General features: G+C 71.3%; 24 protein-coding genes. 15 read left to right on the top strand and 9 right to left on the bottom strand.

Features of this window, described 5'->3' with window-relative positions:
• The first annotated feature begins 110 nt into the window (after nucleotides 1–110).
• The 8 genes from OHA05_RS28830 (at nucleotide 111) to OHA05_RS28795 (ending at nucleotide 6,470) form a co-directional block, all read left to right on the top strand.
• The gene (locus tag OHA05_RS28830; RefSeq protein WP_328862113.1) at nucleotides 111–989 is read left to right on the top strand and encodes an STAS domain-containing protein; all 879 of its coding nucleotides are present in this window, start codon (nucleotides 111–113) and stop codon (nucleotides 987–989) included.
• Nucleotides 986–1,396 (top strand): STAS domain-containing protein, encoded by a 411-nt coding sequence (locus tag OHA05_RS28825; protein WP_328862112.1) that lies wholly within the window; start codon nucleotides 986–988, stop codon nucleotides 1,394–1,396. The genes OHA05_RS28830 and OHA05_RS28825 overlap by 4 nt, the downstream gene beginning before the upstream one ends.
• Complete coding sequence (locus tag OHA05_RS28820; RefSeq protein ID WP_443043851.1) at nucleotides 1,374–1,862, top strand: anti-sigma regulatory factor; 489 nt, start codon at nucleotides 1,374–1,376, stop codon at nucleotides 1,860–1,862. The genes OHA05_RS28825 and OHA05_RS28820 overlap by 23 nt, the downstream gene beginning before the upstream one ends.
• Complete coding sequence (locus tag OHA05_RS28815) at nucleotides 1,859–2,866, top strand: SpoIIE family protein phosphatase (RefSeq protein WP_328862111.1); 1,008 nt, start codon at nucleotides 1,859–1,861, stop codon at nucleotides 2,864–2,866. The genes OHA05_RS28820 and OHA05_RS28815 overlap by 4 nt, the downstream gene beginning before the upstream one ends.
• Nucleotides 2,863–4,209 (top strand): PP2C family protein-serine/threonine phosphatase, encoded by a 1,347-nt coding sequence (locus tag OHA05_RS28810; RefSeq protein ID WP_328862110.1) that lies wholly within the window; start codon nucleotides 2,863–2,865, stop codon nucleotides 4,207–4,209. The genes OHA05_RS28815 and OHA05_RS28810 overlap by 4 nt, the downstream gene beginning before the upstream one ends.
• Nucleotides 4,210–4,255: 46 nt before the next feature.
• Nucleotides 4,256–4,702, top strand: a complete 447-nt coding sequence (locus tag OHA05_RS28805; RefSeq protein ID WP_327678978.1) for an ATP-binding protein — start codon at nucleotides 4,256–4,258, stop codon at nucleotides 4,700–4,702.
• Between the two features lie 106 nt (nucleotides 4,703–4,808).
• The gene (locus OHA05_RS28800) at nucleotides 4,809–5,174 is read left to right on the top strand and encodes an STAS domain-containing protein (RefSeq protein WP_313943379.1); all 366 of its coding nucleotides are present in this window, start codon (nucleotides 4,809–4,811) and stop codon (nucleotides 5,172–5,174) included.
• 45 nt (nucleotides 5,175–5,219) lie between these two features.
• A complete protein-coding gene (locus OHA05_RS28795; RefSeq protein ID WP_328862109.1) occupies nucleotides 5,220–6,470 on the top strand; it encodes an NAD(P)/FAD-dependent oxidoreductase in 1,251 nt (416 codons plus the stop codon).
• Nucleotides 6,471–6,739: 269 nt separating this feature from the next.
• On the opposite strand, the gene OHA05_RS28790 is transcribed toward OHA05_RS28795, so the two are convergent.
• The gene (locus OHA05_RS28790) at nucleotides 6,740–7,759 is read right to left on the bottom strand and encodes a MerR family transcriptional regulator (RefSeq protein ID WP_443043797.1); all 1,020 of its coding nucleotides are present in this window, start codon (nucleotides 7,757–7,759) and stop codon (nucleotides 6,740–6,742) included.
• Between the two features lie 163 nt (nucleotides 7,760–7,922).
• On the opposite strand from OHA05_RS28790, the gene OHA05_RS28785 reads away from it, so the two are divergent.
• Complete coding sequence (locus OHA05_RS28785; RefSeq protein WP_328862107.1) at nucleotides 7,923–8,552, top strand: RNA polymerase sigma factor; 630 nt, start codon at nucleotides 7,923–7,925, stop codon at nucleotides 8,550–8,552.
• A 57-nt stretch (nucleotides 8,553–8,609) separates the two neighbouring features.
• Here OHA05_RS28785 and OHA05_RS28780 read toward each other — a convergent pair whose 3' ends face one another.
• From OHA05_RS28780 to OHA05_RS28760, 5 genes are all read right to left on the bottom strand, one after another.
• Nucleotides 8,610–9,983 carry a cryptochrome/photolyase family protein gene (locus OHA05_RS28780; RefSeq protein ID WP_328862106.1) on the bottom strand — a complete coding sequence of 458 codons (1,374 nt, stop codon included), beginning with the start codon at nucleotides 9,981–9,983 and terminating at the stop codon, nucleotides 8,610–8,612.
• A 135-nt stretch (nucleotides 9,984–10,118) separates the two neighbouring features.
• Nucleotides 10,119–11,663: an SDR family oxidoreductase gene (locus OHA05_RS28775; RefSeq protein WP_413777826.1), complete on the bottom strand. Its 1,545-nt coding sequence runs from the start codon at nucleotides 11,661–11,663 to the stop codon at nucleotides 10,119–10,121.
• A 390-nt stretch (nucleotides 11,664–12,053) separates the two neighbouring features.
• Nucleotides 12,054–12,956: an RNA polymerase sigma factor SigF gene (locus OHA05_RS28770; protein ID WP_313943385.1), complete on the bottom strand. Its 903-nt coding sequence runs from the start codon at nucleotides 12,954–12,956 to the stop codon at nucleotides 12,054–12,056.
• A gap of 159 nt (nucleotides 12,957–13,115) precedes the next feature.
• Nucleotides 13,116–13,559 carry an ATP-binding protein gene (locus tag OHA05_RS28765; RefSeq protein ID WP_313943386.1) on the bottom strand — a complete coding sequence of 148 codons (444 nt, stop codon included), beginning with the start codon at nucleotides 13,557–13,559 and terminating at the stop codon, nucleotides 13,116–13,118.
• 82 nt (nucleotides 13,560–13,641) lie between these two features.
• A complete protein-coding gene (locus OHA05_RS28760) occupies nucleotides 13,642–13,815 on the bottom strand; it encodes a CsbD family protein (protein WP_313943387.1) in 174 nt (57 codons plus the stop codon).
• Between the two features lie 281 nt (nucleotides 13,816–14,096).
• Here OHA05_RS28760 and OHA05_RS28755 point away from each other — a divergent pair, with 281 nt between their 5' ends.
• The 5 genes from OHA05_RS28755 to OHA05_RS28735 all read left to right on the top strand — a co-directional run bounded on the left by OHA05_RS28755 (nucleotide 14,097) and on the right by OHA05_RS28735 (nucleotide 18,540).
• Nucleotides 14,097–15,341, top strand: a complete 1,245-nt coding sequence (locus OHA05_RS28755) for a phospholipase D-like domain-containing protein (protein WP_313943389.1) — start codon at nucleotides 14,097–14,099, stop codon at nucleotides 15,339–15,341.
• A gap of 143 nt (nucleotides 15,342–15,484) precedes the next feature.
• Nucleotides 15,485–16,120, top strand: coding sequence for a hypothetical protein (locus OHA05_RS28750; RefSeq protein WP_328862105.1), 636 nt, complete (start codon nucleotides 15,485–15,487; stop codon nucleotides 16,118–16,120).
• 117 nt (nucleotides 16,121–16,237) lie between these two features.
• Complete coding sequence (ppk2, locus tag OHA05_RS28745; protein ID WP_413777713.1) at nucleotides 16,238–17,245, top strand: polyphosphate kinase 2; 1,008 nt, start codon at nucleotides 16,238–16,240, stop codon at nucleotides 17,243–17,245.
• 138 nt (nucleotides 17,246–17,383) lie between these two features.
• Nucleotides 17,384–18,061, top strand: a complete 678-nt coding sequence (locus OHA05_RS28740; protein WP_328862104.1) for a pyridoxamine 5'-phosphate oxidase family protein — start codon at nucleotides 17,384–17,386, stop codon at nucleotides 18,059–18,061.
• A gap of 59 nt (nucleotides 18,062–18,120) precedes the next feature.
• Nucleotides 18,121–18,540 (top strand): hypothetical protein, encoded by a 420-nt coding sequence (locus tag OHA05_RS28735; RefSeq protein WP_313943393.1) that lies wholly within the window; start codon nucleotides 18,121–18,123, stop codon nucleotides 18,538–18,540.
• A gap of 13 nt (nucleotides 18,541–18,553) precedes the next feature.
• Here OHA05_RS28735 and OHA05_RS28730 read toward each other — a convergent pair whose 3' ends face one another.
• Complete coding sequence (locus OHA05_RS28730) at nucleotides 18,554–19,381, bottom strand: MOSC domain-containing protein (RefSeq protein ID WP_328862103.1); 828 nt, start codon at nucleotides 19,379–19,381, stop codon at nucleotides 18,554–18,556.
• A gap of 160 nt (nucleotides 19,382–19,541) precedes the next feature.
• Here OHA05_RS28730 and OHA05_RS28725 point away from each other — a divergent pair, with 160 nt between their 5' ends.
• The gene (locus tag OHA05_RS28725) at nucleotides 19,542–20,612 is read left to right on the top strand and encodes a chitinase (protein ID WP_328862102.1); all 1,071 of its coding nucleotides are present in this window, start codon (nucleotides 19,542–19,544) and stop codon (nucleotides 20,610–20,612) included.
• 76 nt (nucleotides 20,613–20,688) lie between these two features.
• On the opposite strand, the gene gdhA is transcribed toward OHA05_RS28725, so the two are convergent.
• The gene (gdhA, locus tag OHA05_RS28720; protein ID WP_391837499.1) at nucleotides 20,689–22,044 is read right to left on the bottom strand and encodes an NADP-specific glutamate dehydrogenase; all 1,356 of its coding nucleotides are present in this window, start codon (nucleotides 22,042–22,044) and stop codon (nucleotides 20,689–20,691) included.
• Nucleotides 22,045–22,410: 366 nt separating this feature from the next.
• The gene (locus OHA05_RS28715) at nucleotides 22,411–22,905 is read right to left on the bottom strand and encodes a hypothetical protein (RefSeq protein ID WP_328862101.1); all 495 of its coding nucleotides are present in this window, start codon (nucleotides 22,903–22,905) and stop codon (nucleotides 22,411–22,413) included.
• Nucleotides 22,906–22,996 lie beyond the last annotated feature (91 nt).

Genomic DNA, 22,996 nt, shown 5'->3' with positions numbered 1-22,996 from the left:
CGCCTGCCCGGCATCGCGAGCGGCATGCGCGGGGCTGTCGGGGCCATCTTCGGGCCCTACAGCCCCTCCGCTAACATTTTCCGCGCGACAACCATGACGAGGTGGACCGAATGAACGCCAGTGAGCCTGAGGCCCGGCTCGACATCTGCGCAGTACTGCGCGAGCAGGGCGAGAAGGTGGCCGACCGGTGGGTGCAGCTTCAGCTGGAGCAGGCAGCGCTCGGGACCGGGATCACCGAAGCCGAACTCCGCGAGGAGGCCGACACCCTGGTCGACGCGCTGCGGGCCGGGCTGGAGAGCGACCAGCCGGTCGAGCAGCTGGTCGAGGCCCACCGGGGCCTGCACCAGGCGATCACCGAGCTGTCCCTGCTGCGGGCCCGGCGCGGAGCCTCGCCCGCCGTGATCGCGTCGGCAGTGCGGGCGCTGAAGGAAGCACTGCTGGAAGCCGTGCAGGACCTCTCGCGCGACAGCGCGTCCCTGTACGCCGCCGCCCGGCTGACCGACCGCCTGCTGGACGCCGCGGCCGCGGTGTCCTTCGCCACGTTCGTGGAGGGGCGCGAGGAGATCATCCGGCGGCAGAGCCGCCAGCTGCTGGAGGTGTCCACGCCGGTCGTGCGGCTGTGGGACAAGGTGCTCGCGGTCCCGCTGATCGGCACGCTGGACACCGCCCGCACCCAGGTGGTGATGGAGAACCTGCTGGAGGCCATCCAGCAGTACGAGGCGCAGGTCGCGATCATCGACATCACCGGGGTGCCGACGGTGGACACCGCCGTGGCCCACCACCTGATGCAGACGGTCAACGCCGTACGGCTCATGGGCGCCGACTGTGTCATCAGCGGCATCCGCCCGCCCATCGCCCAGACCATCTCCCAGCTCGGCATCGACCTGTCCGCCATCCTCACCCGTGCCACCCTCGCCGACGCCCTGGCCGCCGCCATCCCTCTCACCGAGGCGTCCGGGCAGGCGACCGGTACCGCGGCTCTCCGGTGAGCGGCGGCGGTACCGCGGGCGTGCCGGTCCTGCGCCTGGGAGACGTCCTGATCACCGGGCTGCTGAACGAGCTCGACGACAAGGCGGCCATCGACTTCACCGACGAACTCACCGAGCGGATCGTCGCCGACCGGGCCTCCGGTGTGCTGATCGACATCTCCCGGCTGGAGATCATCGACTCGTTCGTCGCGCGCACCCTGATGGAACTGACCACCACCGCGGGCCTGCTCGGGGCACGCGTCGTGGTCGCCGGAATGCGGCCCGCCGTGGCTATCACCCTGGTGGAGCTCGGTCTTCAGCTCGACGGCGTCGAGACCGCGCTCAACGCCGAACAGGGCCTCGCCGCCCTGGGCTGGCGGCGGGTTCCCCAACTCCAGAAGGGGACTGCCGGTGCTTCCACACGGTGAGGTCAACGCGGGGCCGGCCGCATCGCCGGGGCGTTCCACCGGTACGGAGAAGGACGGCGACGAGACGTCCACGACGTACGAGATCCGGACCGCGGAGGACCTGCTCGTCGTCCGCCACGCGGTGCGAGCGGCCACCCAGCGCGCCGGTTTCGGACTGGTGGACCAGACACGCATCGTCACCGCCGCCAGCGAACTGGCCCGTAACGCCTACGTCCACGGCGGTGGCGGCACCCTCGCGATAGAGCACGTCCAGCGCACCGGGCAGCGCGGCCTGCGCCTGTGCGTGGCGGATCAGGGACCGGGCATCGCGGATGTCGAGCGGGCGCTCACCGACGGGTACACGACGGGCGCCGGCCTCGGACACGGCCTGGGCGGCGCGCGGCGCCTGATGGACGAGTTCGAGGTGGACACCGCCCCCGGGCAGGGCACGGTCGTCGTGGCGCTGCGATGGAACGCGCGGACGTGACGCCTGCCGTACCCCGGCCGACGGTGCAGATCCCCGTCGACCACCACAGTGCCGTGCAGGTCGCGGCGGACCGGGCGCGCGCGCTCGCACGGGAGTGCGGCCTGCCCGGGGCGCTGCCGGACCACGCGGCCGTCCTGGCCAGCGAACTCGCCACCAACATCGACAAGCACGCCCGCGACGGCGCGATCTACCTCCAGCCGTCCCCCCGCGGGGGCGGGCTGGACGTCGTCGCGGTGGACCGGGGACCCGGTATCGCGGACATCCCCCTGAGCTTCACCGACGGCTACACCACGACCCGCACCCTGGGTGCCGGCCTGGGCACGGTGCTGCGTACCGCGACCGACTTCACGCTGCGCTCGGAACCCGGGCACGGCACCCTCGCCCACGCATGGCTCACCGACACGCCCGGACATCAACACCCCGCCGGCGTGGGCGGGTTGTGCCTTCCTGCGACCGGGGAGGAGGTGAGCGGGGACGGCTACGCCGTCGCCCGGCACGACGGCGTCTGGACCGGACTGGTGCTCGACGGACTCGGCCACGGCCCCGAGGCGGCCACGGCCACCCGGCGCGCCGTGCGGACGTTCCGGGCAGAACCCGGCCTGTCACCGGCGGAAATCCTCACGGCCCTGCACAAGGCGCTGCGGCACAGCCGGGGCGCCGCCGCCACCGTCGTGCGGGTGCATCCGGGATACGTCGAACACTGTGGGATCGGCAACATCCGGGTGGTGATGTGCTCCCGCGAAGGCATTGCCCAGCAGTTCACCGGGCAGCCGGGGATAGTGGGATACAACATGCCGACACCACGCACCGTGCAGCTCGAACGCGCTGCCGCGGTGCTCGTGCACACCGACGGGATCGACCACCGCTGGACGCGTGACGTCCCGCCGGCACAGCTGCGCCTGCCGCCCACGCTGCTGGCGGCATCCCTGATGCACTCCCACCGCCGGCACCGGGACGATGCCACGGCACTCGTCCTCGGCGATCTCCCCCAGGGGCAGTCATGATCCGCGACACGTTCCGTACGGTGCACGCACTGCGCCGTACGGCCCGCAGGATCGCCGTCACCCACCGCCTCAGCGCCGAGCAGCGGGCCCGGCTGGTGATGTCGCTCAGCCAGGTCGCCGCCCCTCCCCTGAACAGCGGGCGCCTGGTCACGCTCACCGCCGCGCAGGAGTCCGGCCGTGGCGGCGACCAGGTGGTCGTCACCCTGCGGTTCACCCACCCGGAAGCCCCGAGCGTCACGGACCCCGAGACCCTGCCGCTGCCCGGGAGGGCCACCTCCGACGGCACCCTGGTCTGGCGCCTTGCGGCCCCTCCCACGGGGCAGCAACCCGCCGGCGGGGAGCAGCCGGGCCATCAGCCGGGCCGGATCGTCCTGCCGTCGCCGGGCGAGCGGTCGCACAACGGCCGGACGCACTCCGCCACCGCCGTGGCCGGCGCCGAGGCGGACCTGGCGCTGGTCGAGGAGGAGCTGCAGGCCACCCTCGCCCGCGCGGACGCCCTCGCGGTCGAGCACCGCCGCCTGGAGGAGGAGCTGGCGGAGACCAACAGCGGTGTCCTCGCCCTCTACGTGCAGCTGGAGGAGCGGGACGAACAACTGCGTGCGGCCCACGGGCACACCCTGCGCGCCCTGGAGGACGCGCTCCGCCCGCGCCCGCTGCGTGCGGACGGCGTCGAACTGGCCGTGCACTACGCCCCCGCCAGCGACGACGCCCCCACCGGCGGGGACCTCTACGACTGGTTCACCCTGCCGGACGGCACCGTGCACATCACCATCGTCGACGCGCTCGGCCACGGCGTCACCAGCACCCGGACCGCTCTGACCGTGACCCATGCGGTGCGCACACTGGCGCTGGAGGGGCACTCACTCGGCAGCATCGTGTCCCGTACGGACGAGATCCTCGCGTCGTTCGACCAGAACGTGATGGCGACCCTTCTGCTGGCCCGCCTCGACCCCGCGTCCGGCGAACTCGCACTGGCCAACGGCAGCCATCCGCCCGCCCTGCTGGTACGCGCCGACGGGACCGCGTCGTACCTGGAGGTGCGCGGCCGGGGCATCGGCTACCCCCAGCCGGGCAGCGAGCGGGTCCTCACGACCGAACTGGAGCCGGACGACCTCGTCATCCTCTACACCGACGGGCTGACCGAGTGCCGGCGCGACCCCTACGAGGGCGAAGCGGCCCTGATGACCTCCGCCCTGCGCCACCGTGCCCTGCCCACCGGCCGCATCCCCGGCGCCATCGCCGCGGACATACTCGTCGACGTGCTGCACAGCGACGACACCCTCGCCATCGCCGCCCGCTTCACCTCCACAGGAGACGGGAGTGACGACGGAGAACCGGGGTAGACGAGCAGGGCCGCAGAGCGCGGAACACGCAGGGCGCAGGAGCAGCATGGAACAGATCGAACTGACCGGCAGGGACGCGGTGCTGTCCTCCGGTACCACGCCGTGGGCGAGCGTCTGTTACGACGGTGCGCCGGAGAGCATCGCCGCCGCACGGTCGTTCACCAAGGAATTCCTGACGCGTGTGCAGGCCGAGTTCGGCCTTCCCGTGTCGGCACACGCGATCGGGACGGCGCAGCTGGTCGTCAGCGAGCTGGTGACCAATGCCTGCAAGTACGCTCCCGGTCCCTGCCTCATGGACCTGGAAGTGACCGGAGATCTCCTGGAGATCACCGTGTGGGACACCAGCACCGTCCTGCCGGTCGCCCGCGCGGCCGAGCCGGGAAGGGTCGGCCAGCACGGACTGGAGATCGTCCTCGCCCTGTGCGAGGGCTTCGACGTCAGGCGCGACCCGGTCGGAAAGCGGATCAAGGTCCGCACCACCCTCGGCCTGTAGACCGCCTCCGGTCCGCAGCCCGGGCGCCTGGCCTGTTCTGTCACTGCCGCGCACTCCTGCGACGCCGGCCGCGGGGGTGCTCCCGACCTTCGAGGGACGAACCACCATGGATCATCAGTCCACACACTCCGCCGCCGATGCGGACCTGCCGAGAGTGACCCTGCTGTCGGACGCGGCCGATCCGGTCCGAGTCATCTCGGCCGCCGGGGCGTTCGACCTCGGCTCGCTCCAGCAGCTTCAGGACGTCCTCGCCGAATCGGCCGGGGATGCGGCCGTACGGACCGTGCTCGACCTCTCGCGTGTGACGTTCGGCGACTCCAGCCTGCTCAATCTGCTGCTGAGCACCCACTCCGAGCAGAATCTGGTGCTGGCCGGCCCGCTCAGCCCTCCGGTGCACAGGCTCTTCCAGGTGACCGGCACGGACACGATCTTCGCCATCGCCCCCGACCTGGACGCCGCGCGCTCGGCCTGACGGGGTCCCGGCCATCGGGTGCACCGACGGACAGTGGGAGAGCGCATGCAGCGGCCGATCGACGTACTGGTGATCGGGGCGGGCCTGGCAGGCCTCGCCTGTGCTCACGACCTCGGCATGGCCGGGCTGTCCGTCCAGCTCCTGGAGGCCTCGGACGATGTCGGTGGCCGGATGCGCACCGACCGCCGTGACGGCTTTCTGCTCGACCGCGGGTTCCAGGTCTTCAACACCTCCTATCCGCAGGTCAAGAAGCGGCTGGCGCTGCGGGACCTGCGGCTGCACCCCTTCACTCCCGGCTTCCTGCTGCACCGGGGCGGCGAGATGCTGCGGGTCGTGGACCCCACCCGGCGGCCGCGGGCGGTGGCCGACCTCCGGCCGGGACGTCTCGCGCCGGCCCGGGACATGGCGGCCCTCGGCGTGCTGACGGCACGGGACATGCTGGCGCCGGCGGCCCTGCTGAAGCGGGGTCCGGACCGAACCACGTGGACTGCCCTCGCGGAGGCCGGGGTCGGTGACGAGACGGTCGACACCGTGCTGAGGCCCTTCCTCTCCGGGGTGTTCCTGGAGGACGAACTGGAGACGTCCGCGCGCTTCTTCCATCTGGTGTGGCGCAGCATGACGCGCGGCAGCCTGTGTCTGCCCGACGCGGGCATCGGGGCCGTGCCGGCGCAGCTCGCCGACCGGCTGCCGCCCGGCACGGTGAGTCTCGGGACGCCGGTCACGGCCGTCACGGACAGCGGGGTCCTGCTCGACGACGGAAGTGAGCGGTCCGCACCTGCCGTCGTCGTGGCCACCGGTCCGCGGGCGGCGTCGCGTCTGCTGCCCGGGCTGGAGGTACCGGGGACGCGGACGGTCACGACGTACTACCACGCCGCCTCCACCCCGCCGCTGGCCGAGCCGACCCTGGTCACCGACAGCAGGCACCGGTTCCTCAACACCTGTGTGCTCAGCGAGGTCTCCCGGTCGTACGCGCCCGAGGGCCGGTCGCTGATCTCCACCTCGGTGCTCGGCCGTGACGAGCCAGGACGCGAACGGGCGCTGCTCGCCGACCTCGCGGACGTCTACGTCACCGGTACCGGGTCCTGGGAGCCGGTGGCGACGTACACCGTCGAGGACGCCCTGCCGGCGATGCCGCCGCCGTGGCCGCTGAGCCGCTCCACGCGCTTCGGTCCCGGGCGCTATCTGTGCGGCGACCACCGCGCGACCGGCTCGGTGCAGGGCGCTCTGGCCTCCGGGTCGAGGGCGGCCCGCGAAATCCTGGCCGACCGGAACGCCGGGCTGCGGGGGCGCGGGTAGGGCCTGTCGTTCGGATCCTGCCGGGGCTCGCGTGCCCTGGCACGCACTCCCCCGTAGCCCTTCGGACACGGGCGGTACCCCCACGCCGCGTTGTCGTCAGTCGCCGACGTCCCCCGTAGCCCTGCGGGCACGGGCAGTACCCCCACCGCGTCGGCTCCCTCCTCCGCCTCGCGAGCCCTGCGGGCGTAGGGGGGACCCACTCACTGACCCAGCCTGATCCGAACGACGGACCCCGGTCTCCCCGGCGCCCCGCCGGGCGTCGCGGGACGTCAGGCGCCCAGCGCCGATTCCAGGGCTGCGAGCGCCTCTCCCAGCCCCAGTGGACGCACCGTGCCCGCGACGCGCGGGCCAGCCCACCCCGGTCCGGCGGTCAGGACCACCGGCTTTCTGCGCGCGCCCCGGACACCCCAGGTGATCCGGGCGACGTGCTGGGCCAGCGGCGCGCTCGCGGTCGTCCGCGACTGCGCCCAGAGCACCACCGCCGCCGGCCCGGTCCTGCGGACGGCGCCGTCGAGCGCCTCGACCGGCAGGGCGGGCCCGTACATCCGCACCGGCAGACCGCGTTCGGCGAGGGCCGCCGCGAGGGCTTCGAGCGGCAGGGTGTGGTTCTCCCCCGGCACGCAGGCCAGCAGCACGGGTGCGCCCGGCTCCTTCCCGGACGCGGGGCCGACACTCCGCCGCAGTGCGCTGGAGACGTGCCACGAGAGCAGGTGCTCGACCTCGACGTACTGCTCGCCGGAGCGCTCCCACTTGCGACCGACGGCGCGCAGCGTGGGCACGATGACCTCGTCCCAGGCGGTGACCAGCCCGTGCTCCGCGATCACCGCGGCCAGCAGGGTGTCGACGGCCCGGGCGTCGAGACGGAGCGCGGCGCGTGCGAGGCCCCGGCACTCCTGGCGTACGTCGCCGAGCTGCAGACCGGTGCGGGCCCCGCGCCGGCGGCCCGGCTCCTTGTGGACCGGCGGCTGCGGACCCGTCTCCCCCGCCTCCCCGGCAGCGCCGGCCACCACGGCTCCTGACGGCGCGGCGGCGAGGACGACGCGGGCGGCCTCGGCGGGCGGGAGGCCGGTGCTGGTCAGCGCGCACATGCGCTCCAGCATCGCGATGTCCTCATCGGTCCAGCGGCGGTGTTTCCTGCCGTCGCGCCCGGCGGGGCCGATGCCGTAACGCCGGTCCCACGAGCGCAGCGTGGTGGGCGCGACCCCGAGCCGGCGCGCGACCGCTCCGGTGGTGAGGCCGCCGGCCTGCCGTGGTCCGTCAGCCGCGGAAGTGTCCACGCCTTCGAGCATACGACGCACAAACGACGCGTGTTGCCCGCGTCGATTCGCCCGTCCAAGACTGAGTCACCCCCGCGGGACACCGGCCCGGTGTCCCAGGGGGCGAGCCGCGGACAGCGGCGTCGGACCTGTTCGACGCACCGACCGGCCGGGATCCGGCGGAGGGAGCGAGACCATGACCACGTCAGCACTGGCCGGCCCGGCCGGGCAGCTGCATCCACCGGCCGAGGAGACCCACGAGTCCGGGCAGTTCGCCGAGGGACTGCTGCGCGGCGACGAACAGAGCTTCGCCGCGATCTACCGCCACTGGGCACCGCTGGTGCACACACTGGCCGCCCGCACTCTCGGCGACGCACGCGAGGCCGAGGACGTCACTCAGCAGGTCTTCCTCGCGGCATGGCGGGGCCGGTCGGGATTCCGGCCGGAGCGCGGCCCACTCGGCGCCTGGCTCGTCGGGATCACCCGGCGCAAGACGGTGGACGCCCTGGCCGCGCGGACCCGGCGCATCGAACTCGCCGCGGCCGCCGCCCATGTGCCGGCGCAGGCCGCCGAGCCGAAGTCCGGCGTGTCGCCCGAGGACTGTCTGGACCGGGTGCTCCTCGCGGACGAACTGGCGAAACTGCCGCTCCCCCAGCGGGAGGTGCTGTGCCTGGCCTTCTACGAGGACCTGACGCAGGTGCAGATCGCCGAGCGCACCGGCATCCCGCTCGGCACGGTCAAGAGCCACGTACGGCGCGGGCTGCACCGGCTGCGGCGGCGGATCACGGAGACCTACGGCCCGTCCCGGTCCGGTGCGGCGCTGTGAGGTCCACGGCGTCTGCCGGCCGGGGCCGGCGGCCGACGTGTCGCGCGCCGGCCCCCTCTACTCCTTGCCGCGTGCGTGCTTGAAGCGCGCCAGGCCCTCGGACAGTTCGACGATCGGCTCCGGGTAGTCGTACTGCTCGCGGTCCAGCCCCTCCAGCCGCCACGGCTCGTGCACCGCGGAGCCGCGCAGCTCCGCCAGTTCCGGCACCCAGCGGCGTACATACACGCCGTCGGGGTCGAAGCGCTTGCCCTGGACGACCGGGTTCAGCACACGGTTGGGGCGGGTGTCGGTGCCGGTGCCGGCCACCCACTGCCAGTTGAGCTGGTTGTTGGCGATATCGCCGTCCACCAGCTGTTCCAGGAAGTGGCGGGCGCCGACGCGCCAGTCGACGTAGAGCGTCTTGGCCAGGAAGGAGGCGGTCAGCAGCCGGCCGCGGTTGTGCATCCATCCCTCGTGCCGCAACTGGCGCATCGCGGCGTCGACCACGGGGTATCCCGTGCGGCCCTGCTTCCAGGCCTCGATCTCCTCGGCCGCGTCCTCCTCGGTGCGCCATGCGTCGCCGTGGGGCCGGTAGTCGTCCCGGGAGGCCGCCGTACGCGCGGCCAGCACCTGGTGGTGGAAGTCGCGCCAGCACAGCTGACGGACGAAGGCCTCCGCCCCCGCGCCGCCGTGGTCCCGCGCGCGGTGCACGAGTTCGACCGGGGACAGCGCGCCGAAGTGGAGGTACGGGGAGAGCTTGGACGTGTCGTCGCCCGCCAGGTCGTCGTGGTGGTCCGCATAGCCGGCCAGTCCCCGCCGCTTCCAGGTGAGGAACTGTCTGCGGCCCGCCGTCTCGCCGCCCTCGGCCAGTCCGGGTGCCACCCCCTCCACGTCCTCGCGCGGCGGAAGCCGGTAGGAACCGACGTTGTCGGGGACCGTGACGCGCCGGGGTGCGCCGTAGGGAGTGCGAAGGTGTTCCTGCGCCCAGCGCCTGAAGTACGGGGTGAAGACGGCGAAGTGGTCGGAGCCCGCGGGCACCACAGCCCCCGGCGGTACGGCGGTGATCACGGCGTCGTGGACCTCCAGACGGCAGCCCTGCCCGTCCAGTTCGCGCCGCAGCTCCTCCTCGCGGCGGCCCGCGTACCCGGAGACTCCGGCCGCGGTGTGGACGGTCGACGCTCCCGTTTCCGCGACGACCTTGCACACCTCCTCCGCCGTACGGCCGGACCGCAGCACGAGCCGGCCTCCGCGCTCTGCGAGCCCGGCATCGAGATCCGCCAGGCAGTCCGCGAGGAACGCCCGCCGGTTGGGCGCGTCGAAACCGGCGGCCCGGATACCCGGGTCCAGCACGAACAGCGGGACCACCTCGTCCGCGGAGTTCACGGCCGCGCGCAGGGGCGGATGGTCGTGCAGCCGCAGGTCCGACGTGAACAGGACGACGGAGACCGTCATGGGCGTCTCTCCTGGTGGGGATGTCGATGTCAACGGGTGTCTACGGGGTCTACGGGGTCTACGGGGTCTACGGGGATGATTCGGGCACGGGCGGCCCGGCGGATGCACCCTGCACCGGGAGACCGGGTGCCCCGCTCAGCGGGAGACCGGCCGCCGGGAGGCCTCGGTGGGCCTGCCTTTCACCGCCGCCTGCGCGATGTTGCGGGCCATGCCGCCGAAGACGATCGTGTGGAAGGGCGACACGCTCCACCAGTAGGCGTGGCCGAGCAGGCCCCGGGGGTGGAAGAGCGCGCGCTGCCGGTAGCGGGTGCGTCCCCCGTCGTCGTCCTCGGCATACATCTCCAGCCACGCCAGACCCGGCAGCCGCATCTCGGCCCGCAGCCGCAGCAGTCGACCGGGCTCGATCGCCTCCACCCGCCAGAAGTCCAGCGAGTCCCCGACCCGCAGATGTTCGGCGTCCCGCCGTCCGCGCCGCAGGCCGACCCCGCCCACGAAGCGGTCGAGCCATCCCCGTACCGCCCACGCGAGCGGGAAGGAGTACCAGCCGTTGTCGCCGCCGATGCCCTCGATCACCCGCCACAGCGAGGCGCGCGGTGCGTCCACCACCAGTTCCCGGCAGTCCTTGTAGAGGCTGCCGCCCGCCCAGTCGGGGTCCGTCGGCAGCGGGTCGCTGGGCGCGCCGGGCAGCGAAGCCGACGACCAGCGTGTGGTGACCTGGGCCTCGCGTACCCGTCGCAGGGCGAGGGTGAGGGCCTGCTCGAAGGTGAGCGGGCGGCCCGGCACGTCGGGCACATAGCGCGCGATGTCGTGTTCGTCGCACACCACTTCGTGCCGCAGCGACTCGGTGAGGGGCCGGGCGATGGAGTGGGGTACGGGCGTCACCAGCCCGACCCAGTGGCTGGAGAGCCGAGGTGTGAGGACGGGGACGGGCACGATGAGCCGCCGCGGGAGTCCGGCCACGGTGGCGTAGCTGCGCATCATGTCGAGGTAGGTGATGACATCCGGACCGCCGATGTCGAAGGCGCGGTTCACGTCCTCGGGCATACGGGCCGCCCCGACGAGATACCGCAGAACGTCGCGTACGCCGATCGGCTGAATTCGGGTCCGCACCCAGCTGGGGGTCACCATGACCGGCAGGCGCTCGGTCAGATAGCGCAGCATCTCGAAGGACGCCGAACCGGAGCCGATGATCACGGCCGCGCGCAGGAAGGCCGCGGGGACCTCAGCGTCGAGGAAGATCTGCCCGACCTCGGCACGGGAGCGCAGATGCGCGGAGAGCTCGTGCCGGGGGACTCCGGCGGGTGTGAGACCGCCCAGGTAGACGATGCGCCGTACGCCTGCCGACCGCGCCGCGTCGGCGAAGATCCTGGCGGCCTCGCGGTCGGTGTCCTCGAAGTGCGAGCCGGTGCCCAGGGCGTGGACCAGGTAGTAGGCCACGTCGATGTCCTGCATCGCGGCCTTGACGGACGCGGGATCGGTGACATCGCCCCGGACCACCTCGGCGTCCTCGGCCCACGGATGGTCGCGCAGCTTGTCGGGAGAGCGGGCGAGACAGCGTACGGAGTGTCCGGCTTCGAGCAGCTCGGGCACCAGCCGGCCGCCGATGTATCCGGTGGCCCCGGTGACCAGGCACCGCAGCGGCGAGGTGTCCCGCCCCGTCTCCGGCTGGTCACGCGTCACCGGTCGGTACCCGGACTCCGGCCGGTCCTGCGCCCCCGTACGTCCGTTGTCCCCATCCGTCGGCATCGGCGCCTCCTGTGCCCGTGGTCCGCTCGTCCGTCGCATGATCCGCGACCGTGCTGTCGCCGAGCTGCACCGACACTTCCGGCAAAGGACGGCGAACGGATGCGGTCGCGGGACGGCGAGTGGCAGGTCACCCAGGACCGATCATGACGCGCACGGCGCCGGGACGCGCGGGGACACGGGCCCGGCAGGGCCCAGGAGCGCGCCTGCCGGGACCGCGTCATCACTTCGCCGCGACCGGGGGCGGCGGATGCACACGCACGGATGCCGCGCCCGCCGTCGTCCGGCGAGCGCGGCATCCGCTCGGAATTCGTGCCGAGTCCGGGCTCAGCGCTCGGTGAGCATGCCCGCCCGGAGCTTCGCCAGGATGCGGGTCAGCAGGCGGGAGACGTGCATCTGGGAGATGCCGAGCTCCTTGCCGATCTCGCCCTGCGTCATCTCCTGGCCGAAGCGCATCTGCAGGATGCGGCGCTCACGGTCGTCCAGCTGTCCGAGCAGCGGCGCGAGTGTGTGGAGATCCTCCGTCAGTTCCATCGCCGGATCGATGTCACCGAGCACGTCGGCATACGCACGGCCGCTTCCGGCGCCGGTGGGCGCGTCGTCGCTGTCGGCGTTCGGGGTGTCGAGGGAGCCCGCGGTGTAGCCGTTGGCGGCCACCAGGCCCTCGATGATCTCGTCCTCGCTCAGGTCGAGCAGCTCGGCGAGTTCCTTCACCGTCGGGTCGCGGTCGAGCACGCCGGCCAGTTCGTCGCGGGCCTTGGCGAGTTCGGTGCGCAGCTCCTGGAGCCGGCGCGGGACATGGACCGCCCAGCTGGTGTCACGGAAGAAGCGCTTGATCTCGCCGACGATGTACGGCACCGCGAAGGAGGTGAACTCGACCTCACGGCTCAGTTCGAAGCGGTCGATGGCCTTGATGAGACCGATGGTGCCGACCTGGATGATGTCGTCCATCTCACCGTTGCCGCGGCTGCGGAACCGGTTGGCCGCGAACCGCACCAGCGAGAGGTTCATCTCGATCAGGGTGTTGCGCGCGTACTGGTATTCGTGCGTGCCCTCTTCGAGGGTCTGCAGCCGGTCGAAGAACACCTTGGACAGGCTCTTCGCATCCCTCGGCGCGACCTTGCCGGCATCCTCGACCCACGGCAGGTCCCCCACCCACTGCGGGGCCCCGGCCGTCGACTCTGCCGAGTCCGACAGGCTGCGGTGCGTGGACGATGTGGCGCTCGGCATGTCAGGTCCCTCCCCTGAAGACGGTGTGACGAAGAGGCGTGTGCCCCCGATCCGCCCGCTCACACACCCGATCCCGAAGAGATGGAGGCAATGCCCCAGGAAATCGACCTGGGGTCCTCCATCCCTGTCGGGTGGGTACCGGGTCAGTATGCGCTCACATCACATCATGGGGACCAGCGGGACCAGTACGGAGATCCGCTTACCGCCGCCGTCATGGCGCGTGATGACCACGTCCCGCGCGATCCGGCTGATCACACGCCAGCCGTGTCCTCCGATTCTGAAGCGGCCACGAGAGTCGGTGCGTTCCTGGACGGCCGGCATCTCGTCGCTGTGATCGCTCACGCTCACACGGACACCTTCTTTCGTCAGCTCCGCCTCGAAGTCCGTGACGCCGCCACCGTGCAGAAGAGCATTGGTCACCAATTCCGAGGTCACCAGCAACGCATCCGTCAGGGCGGGATCGTCGCGATCGGAATCGGGCCGGCAGAATCGCTCGTGCAGCAGGAACTCCACTTCCCTGCGCGCTTCGGCGGGACCTTGCGGAACCGGGTGCACCGGTCCCGTCAGTTCATCAGCAGACACGCTCCAGCACTCCTTGGGCATCGTCCTGGTGGGGCCCTGGGCCCCTAAGGACAAGGGCCCGTCGCACAGCGGGGTGCGACGGGCCCGACAGTGTGTGCAGACCTCAGTGGCCGAACGCGTCCTTGGTCTTCTCCTTGGCCTGGCGGGCGTCGCCCTTCGCCTGCTCGGCGCGGCCTTCCGCGGTCATGCGCTCGTTGCCCACGGTGCGCCCGACCGCTTCCTTGGCCTTGCCCTTGGTCTGTTCCATCTTGGCCTTGGCCTTCTGGTTCTCAGCCACAGCTGTTCACTTCCAAGTCGGCTAGACAACAGGTCCTGACAGTCGCGTCACCGCTCACACCGCTGGTAAACCCGTGAGCTTCGTGGAAAAGGCGGAGGGCATGTTCGGTTGCCGCGGGGGCATGCGGCGGACCGGGGGGCTGGACAGAGGGTTCCTCGATCACGGGCACCCGCCGGCATCCTCGTGGCCCCGACCGGACCGGTCGGGGTCCCTTGCTGAGTACCGTCCCGGCGTCGCCGTCCTCCGACGCGACGCCCCTCTTGCACCGGAGCAGTGAATCGATGACGAGCACACAGGACCAGCCGCGGATACGTCCCGAAAGACGTTCCGCGAGAACAGGCGAGGCATTCGCCGCCGAGGCGTCCACGCCCGAGCAGCGGATCCGGCGTCTGCGGCGGCGGCTGGAGCGCCTCATCGGCATCGCCGCCACCGAAGGCAACGGTCTCGTCCCGCTCCGCAACGGGGACGAGATCTTCGCCGCCATGCTGGAGAGCATCAGGTCCGCGCAGCACACCGTGGACATGATGACCTTCGTGTACTGGCGGGGGGACATCGCCAAGGAGTTCGCCGAGGCCCTGGCCGAGCGGGCACGCGCGGGTGTGCGGGTGCGGCTGCTGCTGGACGGCTTCGGCTGCCGGCTGATCGAGAAGGATCAGCTGACGATGATGGAGCGGGACGGCGTGCAGGTGGCCTGGTTCCGCAAGCCGCTGTACCTGTCGCCGCTCAAGCAGAACCACCGCTGCCACCGCAAGGCGCTCGTCGTCGACGAGACGACGGCCTTCACCGGCGGTGTGGGCATCGCCGAGGAGTGGTGCGGGGACGCCCGCAATGAGAACGAGTGGCGTGACACGCACGTCCGGCTCCAGGGCGCTGCCGTGGACGGCATCGCCGCCGCGTTCGCGCAGAACTGGGCCGAGTGCCACGACGAGCTCTTCGACAAACGTGACCGGTTCGTCGAGCACGAGCGGCAGGGCTCCGCGGTCGTGCAGGTGGTGCGCGGCTCCGCCAGCTTCGGCTGGCAGGACATGCAGACGCTCATGCGCGTCATGCTGGAGTCGGCCGAGGAACGCTTCCGGCTGACCACCGCGTACTTCTCGCCGGACGCCTACTTCATCGACCTGCTGTGCGCGACGGCGCGGCGGGGCGTGGAGGTGGAGATCCTGCTGCCGGGCCCGTACACCGACAAACGCGTCTGCCAGCTGGCCGGGCAGCACTACTACGACGAGCTGCTCGCCTGCGGCGTGAAGATCTTCCAGTACCAGCCGACGATGCTGCACGCGAAGGTGATCACGGTCGACGGCGTGGCCTCGCTCATCGGGTCCACCAACTTCAACCGCCGGTCGCTCGAACACGACGAGGAAGTCATGCTGGCCGTCCTCGACGAGGAGTTCACCGCGACCCTGGACGGCCATTTCGACGAGGACGCCGCGCGGAGCGAGCCGATCAAGGGCGGCCGCTGGAAGCGGCGGTCGGTGCTCCAGCGGGCCCGCGAGGCCGCCGTCCAGCCCATCCGCCGGTATCTGTGAGCGGTGCCCGTGTACGTGAGGTGGTCCGGGGTCACGAGGAACCGGAGGTAGCCACTCCGTCACCCGGGGTGTTTACGCTGCGGCACATTGGTAACACGCAGTGACACACGTAAGCCGTGGAGACTCGTCGAAAGGCAGGAACCATGTCCGTGAGCATCCTGGCGATTCTGGGACTGGTGGCAGCGATCATCGCGGTACTCCTGCTCGCCCGGCCGGTGAAGCTGTACAGCACGGCCACCCTCACGCGCCGCTTCGGACCCGAGTACGACCGGGTGGTCGCTCTGGCGGGCGGGGACGTGCGAGCGGCGGAGCGCGAACTGGCCGACCGGCTGCGGTGCTTCGGCGGTCTCTGCCCCTTCTCGCTCACCGACACCACCCGGCGGCAGTACCTGAGCCGTTGGTCAGGGCTCCAGGAGCAGTTCGTCGACGCGCCCGGAGCGGCCGCCGCGCGGGCCAACCAGCTGCTGAGCCGGCTCGCCTCCGACCGGGGCCTCACGGCCGAGTCCCGCGAGCGCCAGCTCGACGCCCTGTCGGTCCATTTCCCGCGGCACATCGACGGTGCCCGCCTGCTCCACGCCGCAGCGCAGCAGGCCGCGGCGGGTGTCACGGATGCCGACGCGATGCGCCGCGCCATGGTCGCCGGCCGGGCGCATCTCGAGGAGCTCCTGGCCGACCAGGGCCCGCGGGTCCCGTCCGGCAGCGCGACGGGACGGCGGAGCGGTGCCCGTCTTGCGCTGCGACTGCCGTCGCAGCGCACCATCCACTCCACCCACCTCTGACCCCGTCCCGGCCGGCGCCCTCACCCGGCCGGGTGCCCCGCGGCGCCCGGCCCCGTTTACTGGTGTGTACCGGCAGGGCGTTCCCATCCCTCCACGGCTGCGAGACAGGTGACGTTTGTGAGTGACGCACACGACCGGGACGACCAGCACAGCCTCCTCGACGGCCTGACGGTGGACGAGAGCAGGCCCGAGCATCCGCTTCTGCTGGACGAGCAGGGCCGCCCCATCAAGACCTGGCGCGAGAACTACCCCTACGACCGCAAGGTGCGGCGTTCCGAGTACGAGCGGCAGAAGCGGCTGCTCCAGATCGAGATGCTGAAGCTCCAGCGGTGGGTCAAGGACACCGGCCAGCGGCTGGTCGTCCTCTGCGAGGGCCGTGATGCGGCCGGCAAGGGCGGCACGATCCAGCGCTTCACCGAGCGGCTGAATCCGCGTGGCGCGCGCGTGGTGGCCCTGGAGAAGCCGACGGAGCGCGAAGCGGGCCAGTGGTACTTCCAGCGCTATGTGGCACATCTGCCGGCTGCCGGCGAGATCGTCTTCTTCGACCGCTCCTGGTACAACCGCGCCGGCGTGGAACGGGTCATGGGCTTTTGCAGCACGGAGCAGTACGAGCTGTTTCTGCACGAGTGCCCGCGCTTCGAACAGATGCTGGTGGACGACGGCATCGTGCTGGTGAAGTTCTGGTTCTCCGTGTCCAAGGCCGAGCAGCGCACCCGTTTCGCGATCCGCCAGATCGACCCGGTACGGCAGTGGAAGCTCTCCCCCACCGACCTCGCGTCGCTGGACCTGTGGGACGACTACACCGCCGCCAAGGTCGACATGTTCCGGGCCACCGATACCAGCCATGCCCCGTGGACCGTGGTGAAGAGCAACGACAAGCGGCGGGGGCGGCTGGAGGCGATGCGCAGCCTGCTCTCGCAGCTGGACTACGCGAGCAAGGACAAGGAGACCGTCGGCCGTCCCGACCCCTTGATCGTCGGCCCGGCGGACACCCTGCTGGAGCCGGGCGAGGAGAGCACCGCGCTGTCCCCCACCCCTCTGGCCAGCCACACCGAGGGGCCGGGCGAGCACCCGGGGAAGCCGGGCCGGCAGGACGCGTACCGCCCGGAGCGCCCCGGCAGGTGAGACGGAGGGCGGGTGAGCGGGCCGGACCCGCTGACGACCTGCAGGGTGTATCTCCCCGTCCCTGGACGGGGAGATACAGCGCAGACGAAAATGAGCCTCCGCCGGATCCAGCCGTTCTTCCGAGGAGGCCCAACCGCCGTGACCACCAGCGACCAGGAGTTCGGCTCCTACGGGGAACGGCTGGCCCAGAAGCAGTTCGGCACCGCCGAGCGGGCGGCCGACTTCTACGACCGGCAGATGCACGACGTACTCACGCCTGCCATGCGGGAGTTCATCGGTGACCAGACCATGGTGTTCCTGTCCACGGCGGACGCCGGCGGTGCCTGTGACGCGACGTTCCGCGGCGGGCCGCCCGGGTTCGTCACCGTGCTGGACGACCGCACGCTGACCTATCCCGAGTACCGCGGCAACGGCGTCCTGGCCGGTGTGGGGAACCTCGTCGAGAATCCCCATCTCGGCCTGCTGTTCGTCGACTTCACCCGGCATCACATCGGTCTGCACGTCAACGGCGCGGTCGCACTGCGCACCGACGAGGAGCAGCGTGCCGCGCACCCCGATCTTCCGCGGGACGCTGCTCCGGGACGGCAGGCGCAGTTGTGGGTGCACGTGACGGTCCACGAGGCGTACGTCCACTGCTCCAAGTACATTCCGCACCTGGAGCCGGCGCCGAGGCCCCGCACCACGGAGTTGGGCCGCCCGAAGGACGCGGAGTACTTCCTGCGGCGTGAGTCGGCCCGTCCGGCGGCTGCCGGTGCGACGACCACGACGGGTGGTGTCCCGCAGCCTCGTGGACTGCGACGGCTCTGGCGCCGCTGACGTATCCGCCGCTGACACAGCGGGCCGAAGACATGTCGCCCGGCTGCCATGCTGGACGGGTGAAGCCACCCTCTCCCGGCGCATGGCTGCGCGCCGGAATCAGCCGTGACGGCGGACCGCTGCAGGAGAACGAGCACGTGGTCTGGCTCCAGGCCGGCGACTGGTACGCCGACAGCCGGGGTTTCGCCGGCGTGACCGCCTACGGCGACGGCCTGGTCCGGTTCCATCACGACGTCGGGGAACCGGGCGAGGACGTGGGGCGGCTGGCGCGTGCGTCCGGCGGTGACATGACCGAGTCGGGCACGAACCCGGACGGCAGCACGTTCCACGAGGTCTGGACACCCCTGCCCGGCAGTCAAGGGCCGTGCGGCGCCTGGCGGTCGGGCCCGGTGCAGGTCGTCCGCGTGGGCAGATACGTGGTGCATGTCGACGAGCACGGCGGCAGCTTCTTCGCGTTGCCGGATATCGACCGCGGGTGAGTGCCCACCGCGGCTACACCTCGGTCTCTCCCCAGGTGCCGACCGTCAGCTCGTCGCCCACGGCCAGCCTGCCCGGCCGCAGCACCGCGAACTTCGCACCGAAGGCGACGCCGCCCTCCCTCGCGCGGCGGTAGCCGGCCAGCGAGCGGAGCGGTTCCGGGCCGTCCCGTTCGCCGGTGAGCTGGTCGACCAAAGTGACGGCGCAGCGAATGGCCGGTTTGGCATAGCCCAGTTCCGCCGTTCCGACGGTGATGTGGCGTGCGCGGTCCTCCGTGTGCGGCTCGTCCCAGCCGCCGACGACGATGTTGGGGCGGAAGCGGTCCATCGGCATCGGCGCAGCGCCCCGCACGGCGAGCTTCTCGTTGAGCAGGTCGAGGCTCGACCGGGACAGCAGGTGGACGGCGCAGCTGTCGGCATAGCCGGAGGTGCCGGGTGTGCGGCCGTCGGTCACCCGGTGGTGCTCGGGCGGCACGCGGACGAGCCTGCTCGGTGCGGCGAGGACGGTGGAGAGCCACTCGGCGGCGTCGTCGCCCTGGTCGATCCCGAGGAAGGCGGCACCGAACAGATCGACGTCCCTGCGTGGTCCGGTGGTGTCGACGTCGATCGCGACCGGCTCGTGCCGGGGCGCGTTCAGAGTGAGCCGGAGGCCGTCGGCGCCGATCGTGGGGACGATCAGCGCGAGCCGCGGGTCCCGGCGCTGGGTGCGGTACACCCCCTGCTCACCCACCACCATGAAACTGCGGTCGTGTGCGAGTCCCGCGGGTGTCAGCACCGCCTCGCGCACCGCGCTGCCGGCGCACCCCTTGACGGGGTAGTACGCCAACTCCACCACTCGTGCCACATGCGCCCCCTGGTGTCTCCGCACTCGGCCCGACCGTACCGCCGCCGCCTCGTCAACCGGCGCACCAGCCCGGCAACTTGGTCCAGACCTATTGACGAAAGGTCTGGACCACAAGACGCTGAACTCCTCCGGTACCACTCCGGCACGAAGGGAGCACAGCATGATCGGACGGACGTTACGTCTGCTGGGCGTCGTTCTCACGATGGCGGGCGTCGTACCGCTGTCGGCGGCCGCGGCACCGAGCGGGCCGCCCACGCCGAGCGAGCCGCGGGCCGTCACCTGCGCGGTGAAGTCCAAGCCCGCGGGCAAGGTGCTCCAGGGGTACTGGGAGAACTGGGACGGCGCCTCGAACGGTGTCCACCCGCCCTTCGGATGGACACCGATCACCGATACCCGCATCCGCGAGCACGGTTACAACGTCCTCAACGCGGCCTTCCCCGTGATCCGTTCGGACGGCACCGTCCTGTGGGAGGACGGGATGGACGCCACCGTGAAGGTCGCCACCCCCGCCGAGATGTGCCAGGCCAAGGCCTCCGGCCAGACGATCCTGCTGTCCATCGGCGGTGCGACGGCCGGCATCGACCTCAGCTCCCGTGCCGTGGCCGACCGGTTCATCCAGACGGTGGTGCCGATCCTCCAGACGTACAACTTCGACGGCATCGACATCGACATCGAGACCGGCCTCGTCGGCAGCGGGAACATCAACCAGCTGTCGGCCTCGCAGGCCAACCTCGTCCACATCATCGACGGCGTGCTCGCGCGGATGCCGGCCAACTTCGGTCTGACGATGGCACCCGAGACCGCCTACGTCACCGGCGGCAGCGTGGCCTACGGATCGATCTGGGGCGCGTACCTGCCGATCGTGAAGAAGTACGCCGACAACGGCCGGCTGTGGTGGCTCAACATGCAGTACTACAACGGCAGCATGTACGGCTGTTCCGGCGACTCCTACTCCGCGGGGACCGTCCAGGGCTTCACCGCGCAGACCGACTGTCTCAACAAAGGTCTGGTCGTCCAGGGCACCACGATCCGGGTGCCGTACGACAAGCAGGTCCCCGGTCTGCCGGCCCAGCCCGGCGCCGGCGGCGGCCACATGGCGCCGAATCTGGTCGCGCAGGCCTGGAACACCTACGGCGGAGGGCTCAAGGGCCTGATGACATGGTCGGTCAACTGGGACGGGTCGAAGAACTGGACGTTCGGGAACAACGTCAAGGCGTTGCAGCGCCGTTGACGCGGAGGGCGGCAGCCGTGCGAGGGGCCCGCACCGAAGCGATGCGGGCCCCTGGTCCACCGGCGGGCTGCCGGTGCTAGATCAGGCCCTGGGCCAGCATCGCGTCCGCCACCCGCTCGAACCCCGCGATGTTGGCACCTGCCACATAGTCGCCGGGAAGGCCGTAGCGTTCCGCCGTGTCGTGGGCGACCTGGTGGATGTCCCGCATGATGACGGCGAGTTCCTCCTCCACGCGCATCGCGGTCCACGCGTCGCGGGAGGCGTTCTGCCGCATCTCCAGGGCGCTGACCGCGACGCCGCCGGCATTCGCGGCCTTGCCCGGGCCGAACGCCACACCCGCGTCCTGGAGGATGCGTACCGCCTCGGGGGTGGTGGGCATGTTGGCGCCCTCGGAGACGGCCTTGACCCCGTTGCGCACGAGGGCGAGCGCGTCGTCGGCGTGCAGCTCGTTCTGGGTGGCCGAAGGGAAGGCGATGTCGCAGGGCACGTCCCACACCCGGCCGCCGGGGAGGAAGCGCGCGGATGCGCCGCGACGCTTGGCGTACTCGCTGATCCGGGCGCGCTCCACCTCCTTGACCTGACGCAGGAGTTCGAGGTCGATGCCCTTCTCGTCCACGACACAGCCCTCGGAGTCGGAGCAGGTCATGGGGTGGGCGCCGCTGCGCGTCAGCTTCTCGATGGTGTGGATGGCGACGTTGCCGGAGCCGGAGACCACGGCCGCCTGGCCCTGGAGCTCCTCGCCGCGCAGGCGCAGCATCTCGGCGGCGAAGAGCACGCTGCCGTACCCGGTCGCCTCGGTGCGCATGGCCGAGCCGCCCCAGCCCTGGCCCTTGCCGGTGAGGACTCCGGCGTCCCAGCGGTTGGTGATCCGGCGGTACTGGCCGAACAGATAGCCGATCTCCCGGCCGCCGACGCCGATGTCCCCCGCGGGAACATCGGTGTGCTCGCCGATGTGCCGCTGCAACTCGGTCATGAAGGACTGGCAGAAGCGCATGACTTCGGCGTCCGAGCGGCCGCGCGGGTCGAAGTCGCTGCCGCCCTTGCCACCGCCGATACCGAGCCCCGTGAGCGCGTTCTTGAAGACCTGTTCGAAGCCGAGGAACTTCACCACGCCCAGGTTCACCGAGGGGTGGAAACGCAGTCCGCCCTTGTAGGGGCCCAGCGCGCTGTTGAACTCGACCCGGAATCCGCGGTTGACCTGAACCTCACCACGGTCGTCCTGCCAGGGCACGCGGAAGATGATCTGACGTTCGGGTTCACAGAGGCGCTCGACGAGCCCCGGTTCCGCGTACTCGGGCCGGGCGGCTAGTACGGGCGCCAGGGTGTCCAGCACTTCCGTCGCCGCCTGATGAAATTCGGGCTGTGCCGGATTGCGGCGCTCGAGGTCGGTGCGCAGCGCTGCCAGTCGCGCCTTCGAAGAAGACAGGGTCACAGCATGTCCCTCCTGCCCGGCCGGCGTATGACGGACCGACCGTGGCGGTGACGGTCCAGGTGTCGTTGCCAGTCAGCAGTACGGCCGTGCGGGGCCGGACGTTCATCGGCCGGAAGTCTGCCACGCCCGGCCCGCCGGGGTGCGGCTGCCGCGCAGGCGGCGCGCCGGTCAGCGGAAGATCGCCATCGCCCGCACCTCCGGCACGGTCTCCTCCGCGTTCCGGTCCCGGACCTCGCCGAGGCAGCGGGAGCCCCGTCGGACGCCATCGTCCCTTCGAGGGCGTGGTGGCCGCACGGGCACGGTCGGGCGAATCGTCGGTGCGCAACTCCGTTGTCGGTGCGGCAGTTGAGGCCCGTGATGCAGGGGTCAGGAGGACGGGCTGCTGCCCGGGGCCGCGTCCCGCAGACGCACGACCTCACCGCCGAGCTTGGTGCGCAGGGTGTCCAGCAGCTCCGGCTTTCCGCCGACGGCCCATCGCGGCCCGACCAGATAGGTGCCGCCGTACATCCGGGCACTGTCCAGCCAGATCGTCTTGAACTTCTCCTCGGGGAACGTGGTGACGGTCCAACTGCCCTGGGCCGTGGTGCACACGCCTTCACGGAGTTCCTTGGCCTGGATGCGGACCTCGGGAGTGCAGCCGGTGAGCGCGCCGATCTTCTCGACGTTCGCGGGAGCCGGCGCCGGCGCGGTCGCGGCCGGGCGGGGTTGCTGCTTCGCCGGGGTCCGCTTCTCCGCCGCCTGCCTCGCCGCCGCCTTCTTGTCCGCCGCACCGTCCGGCTCGTCGGAGCAGCCGGCGAGCGGAAGTACGAGCAGGCCTGCGAGCAACACGGTGGCCCGTCGGCTCCGGGTCGCGTATCCCATGCTGAAGGTCCCTTCGGGCGTGCGGGGGCGTACGGGAAGGGATACGTACGACGCGTGCGCCCTGCTCAGCGGAAGCCGTGACGCGTCGATC

The organism is Streptomyces sp. NBC_00306 (assembly GCF_036169555.1).
Taxonomy (GTDB): Bacteria; Actinomycetota; Actinomycetes; order Streptomycetales; family Streptomycetaceae; genus Streptomyces; species Streptomyces achmelvichensis.
This window is presented reverse-complemented; position numbering and strand designations above follow the sequence as displayed.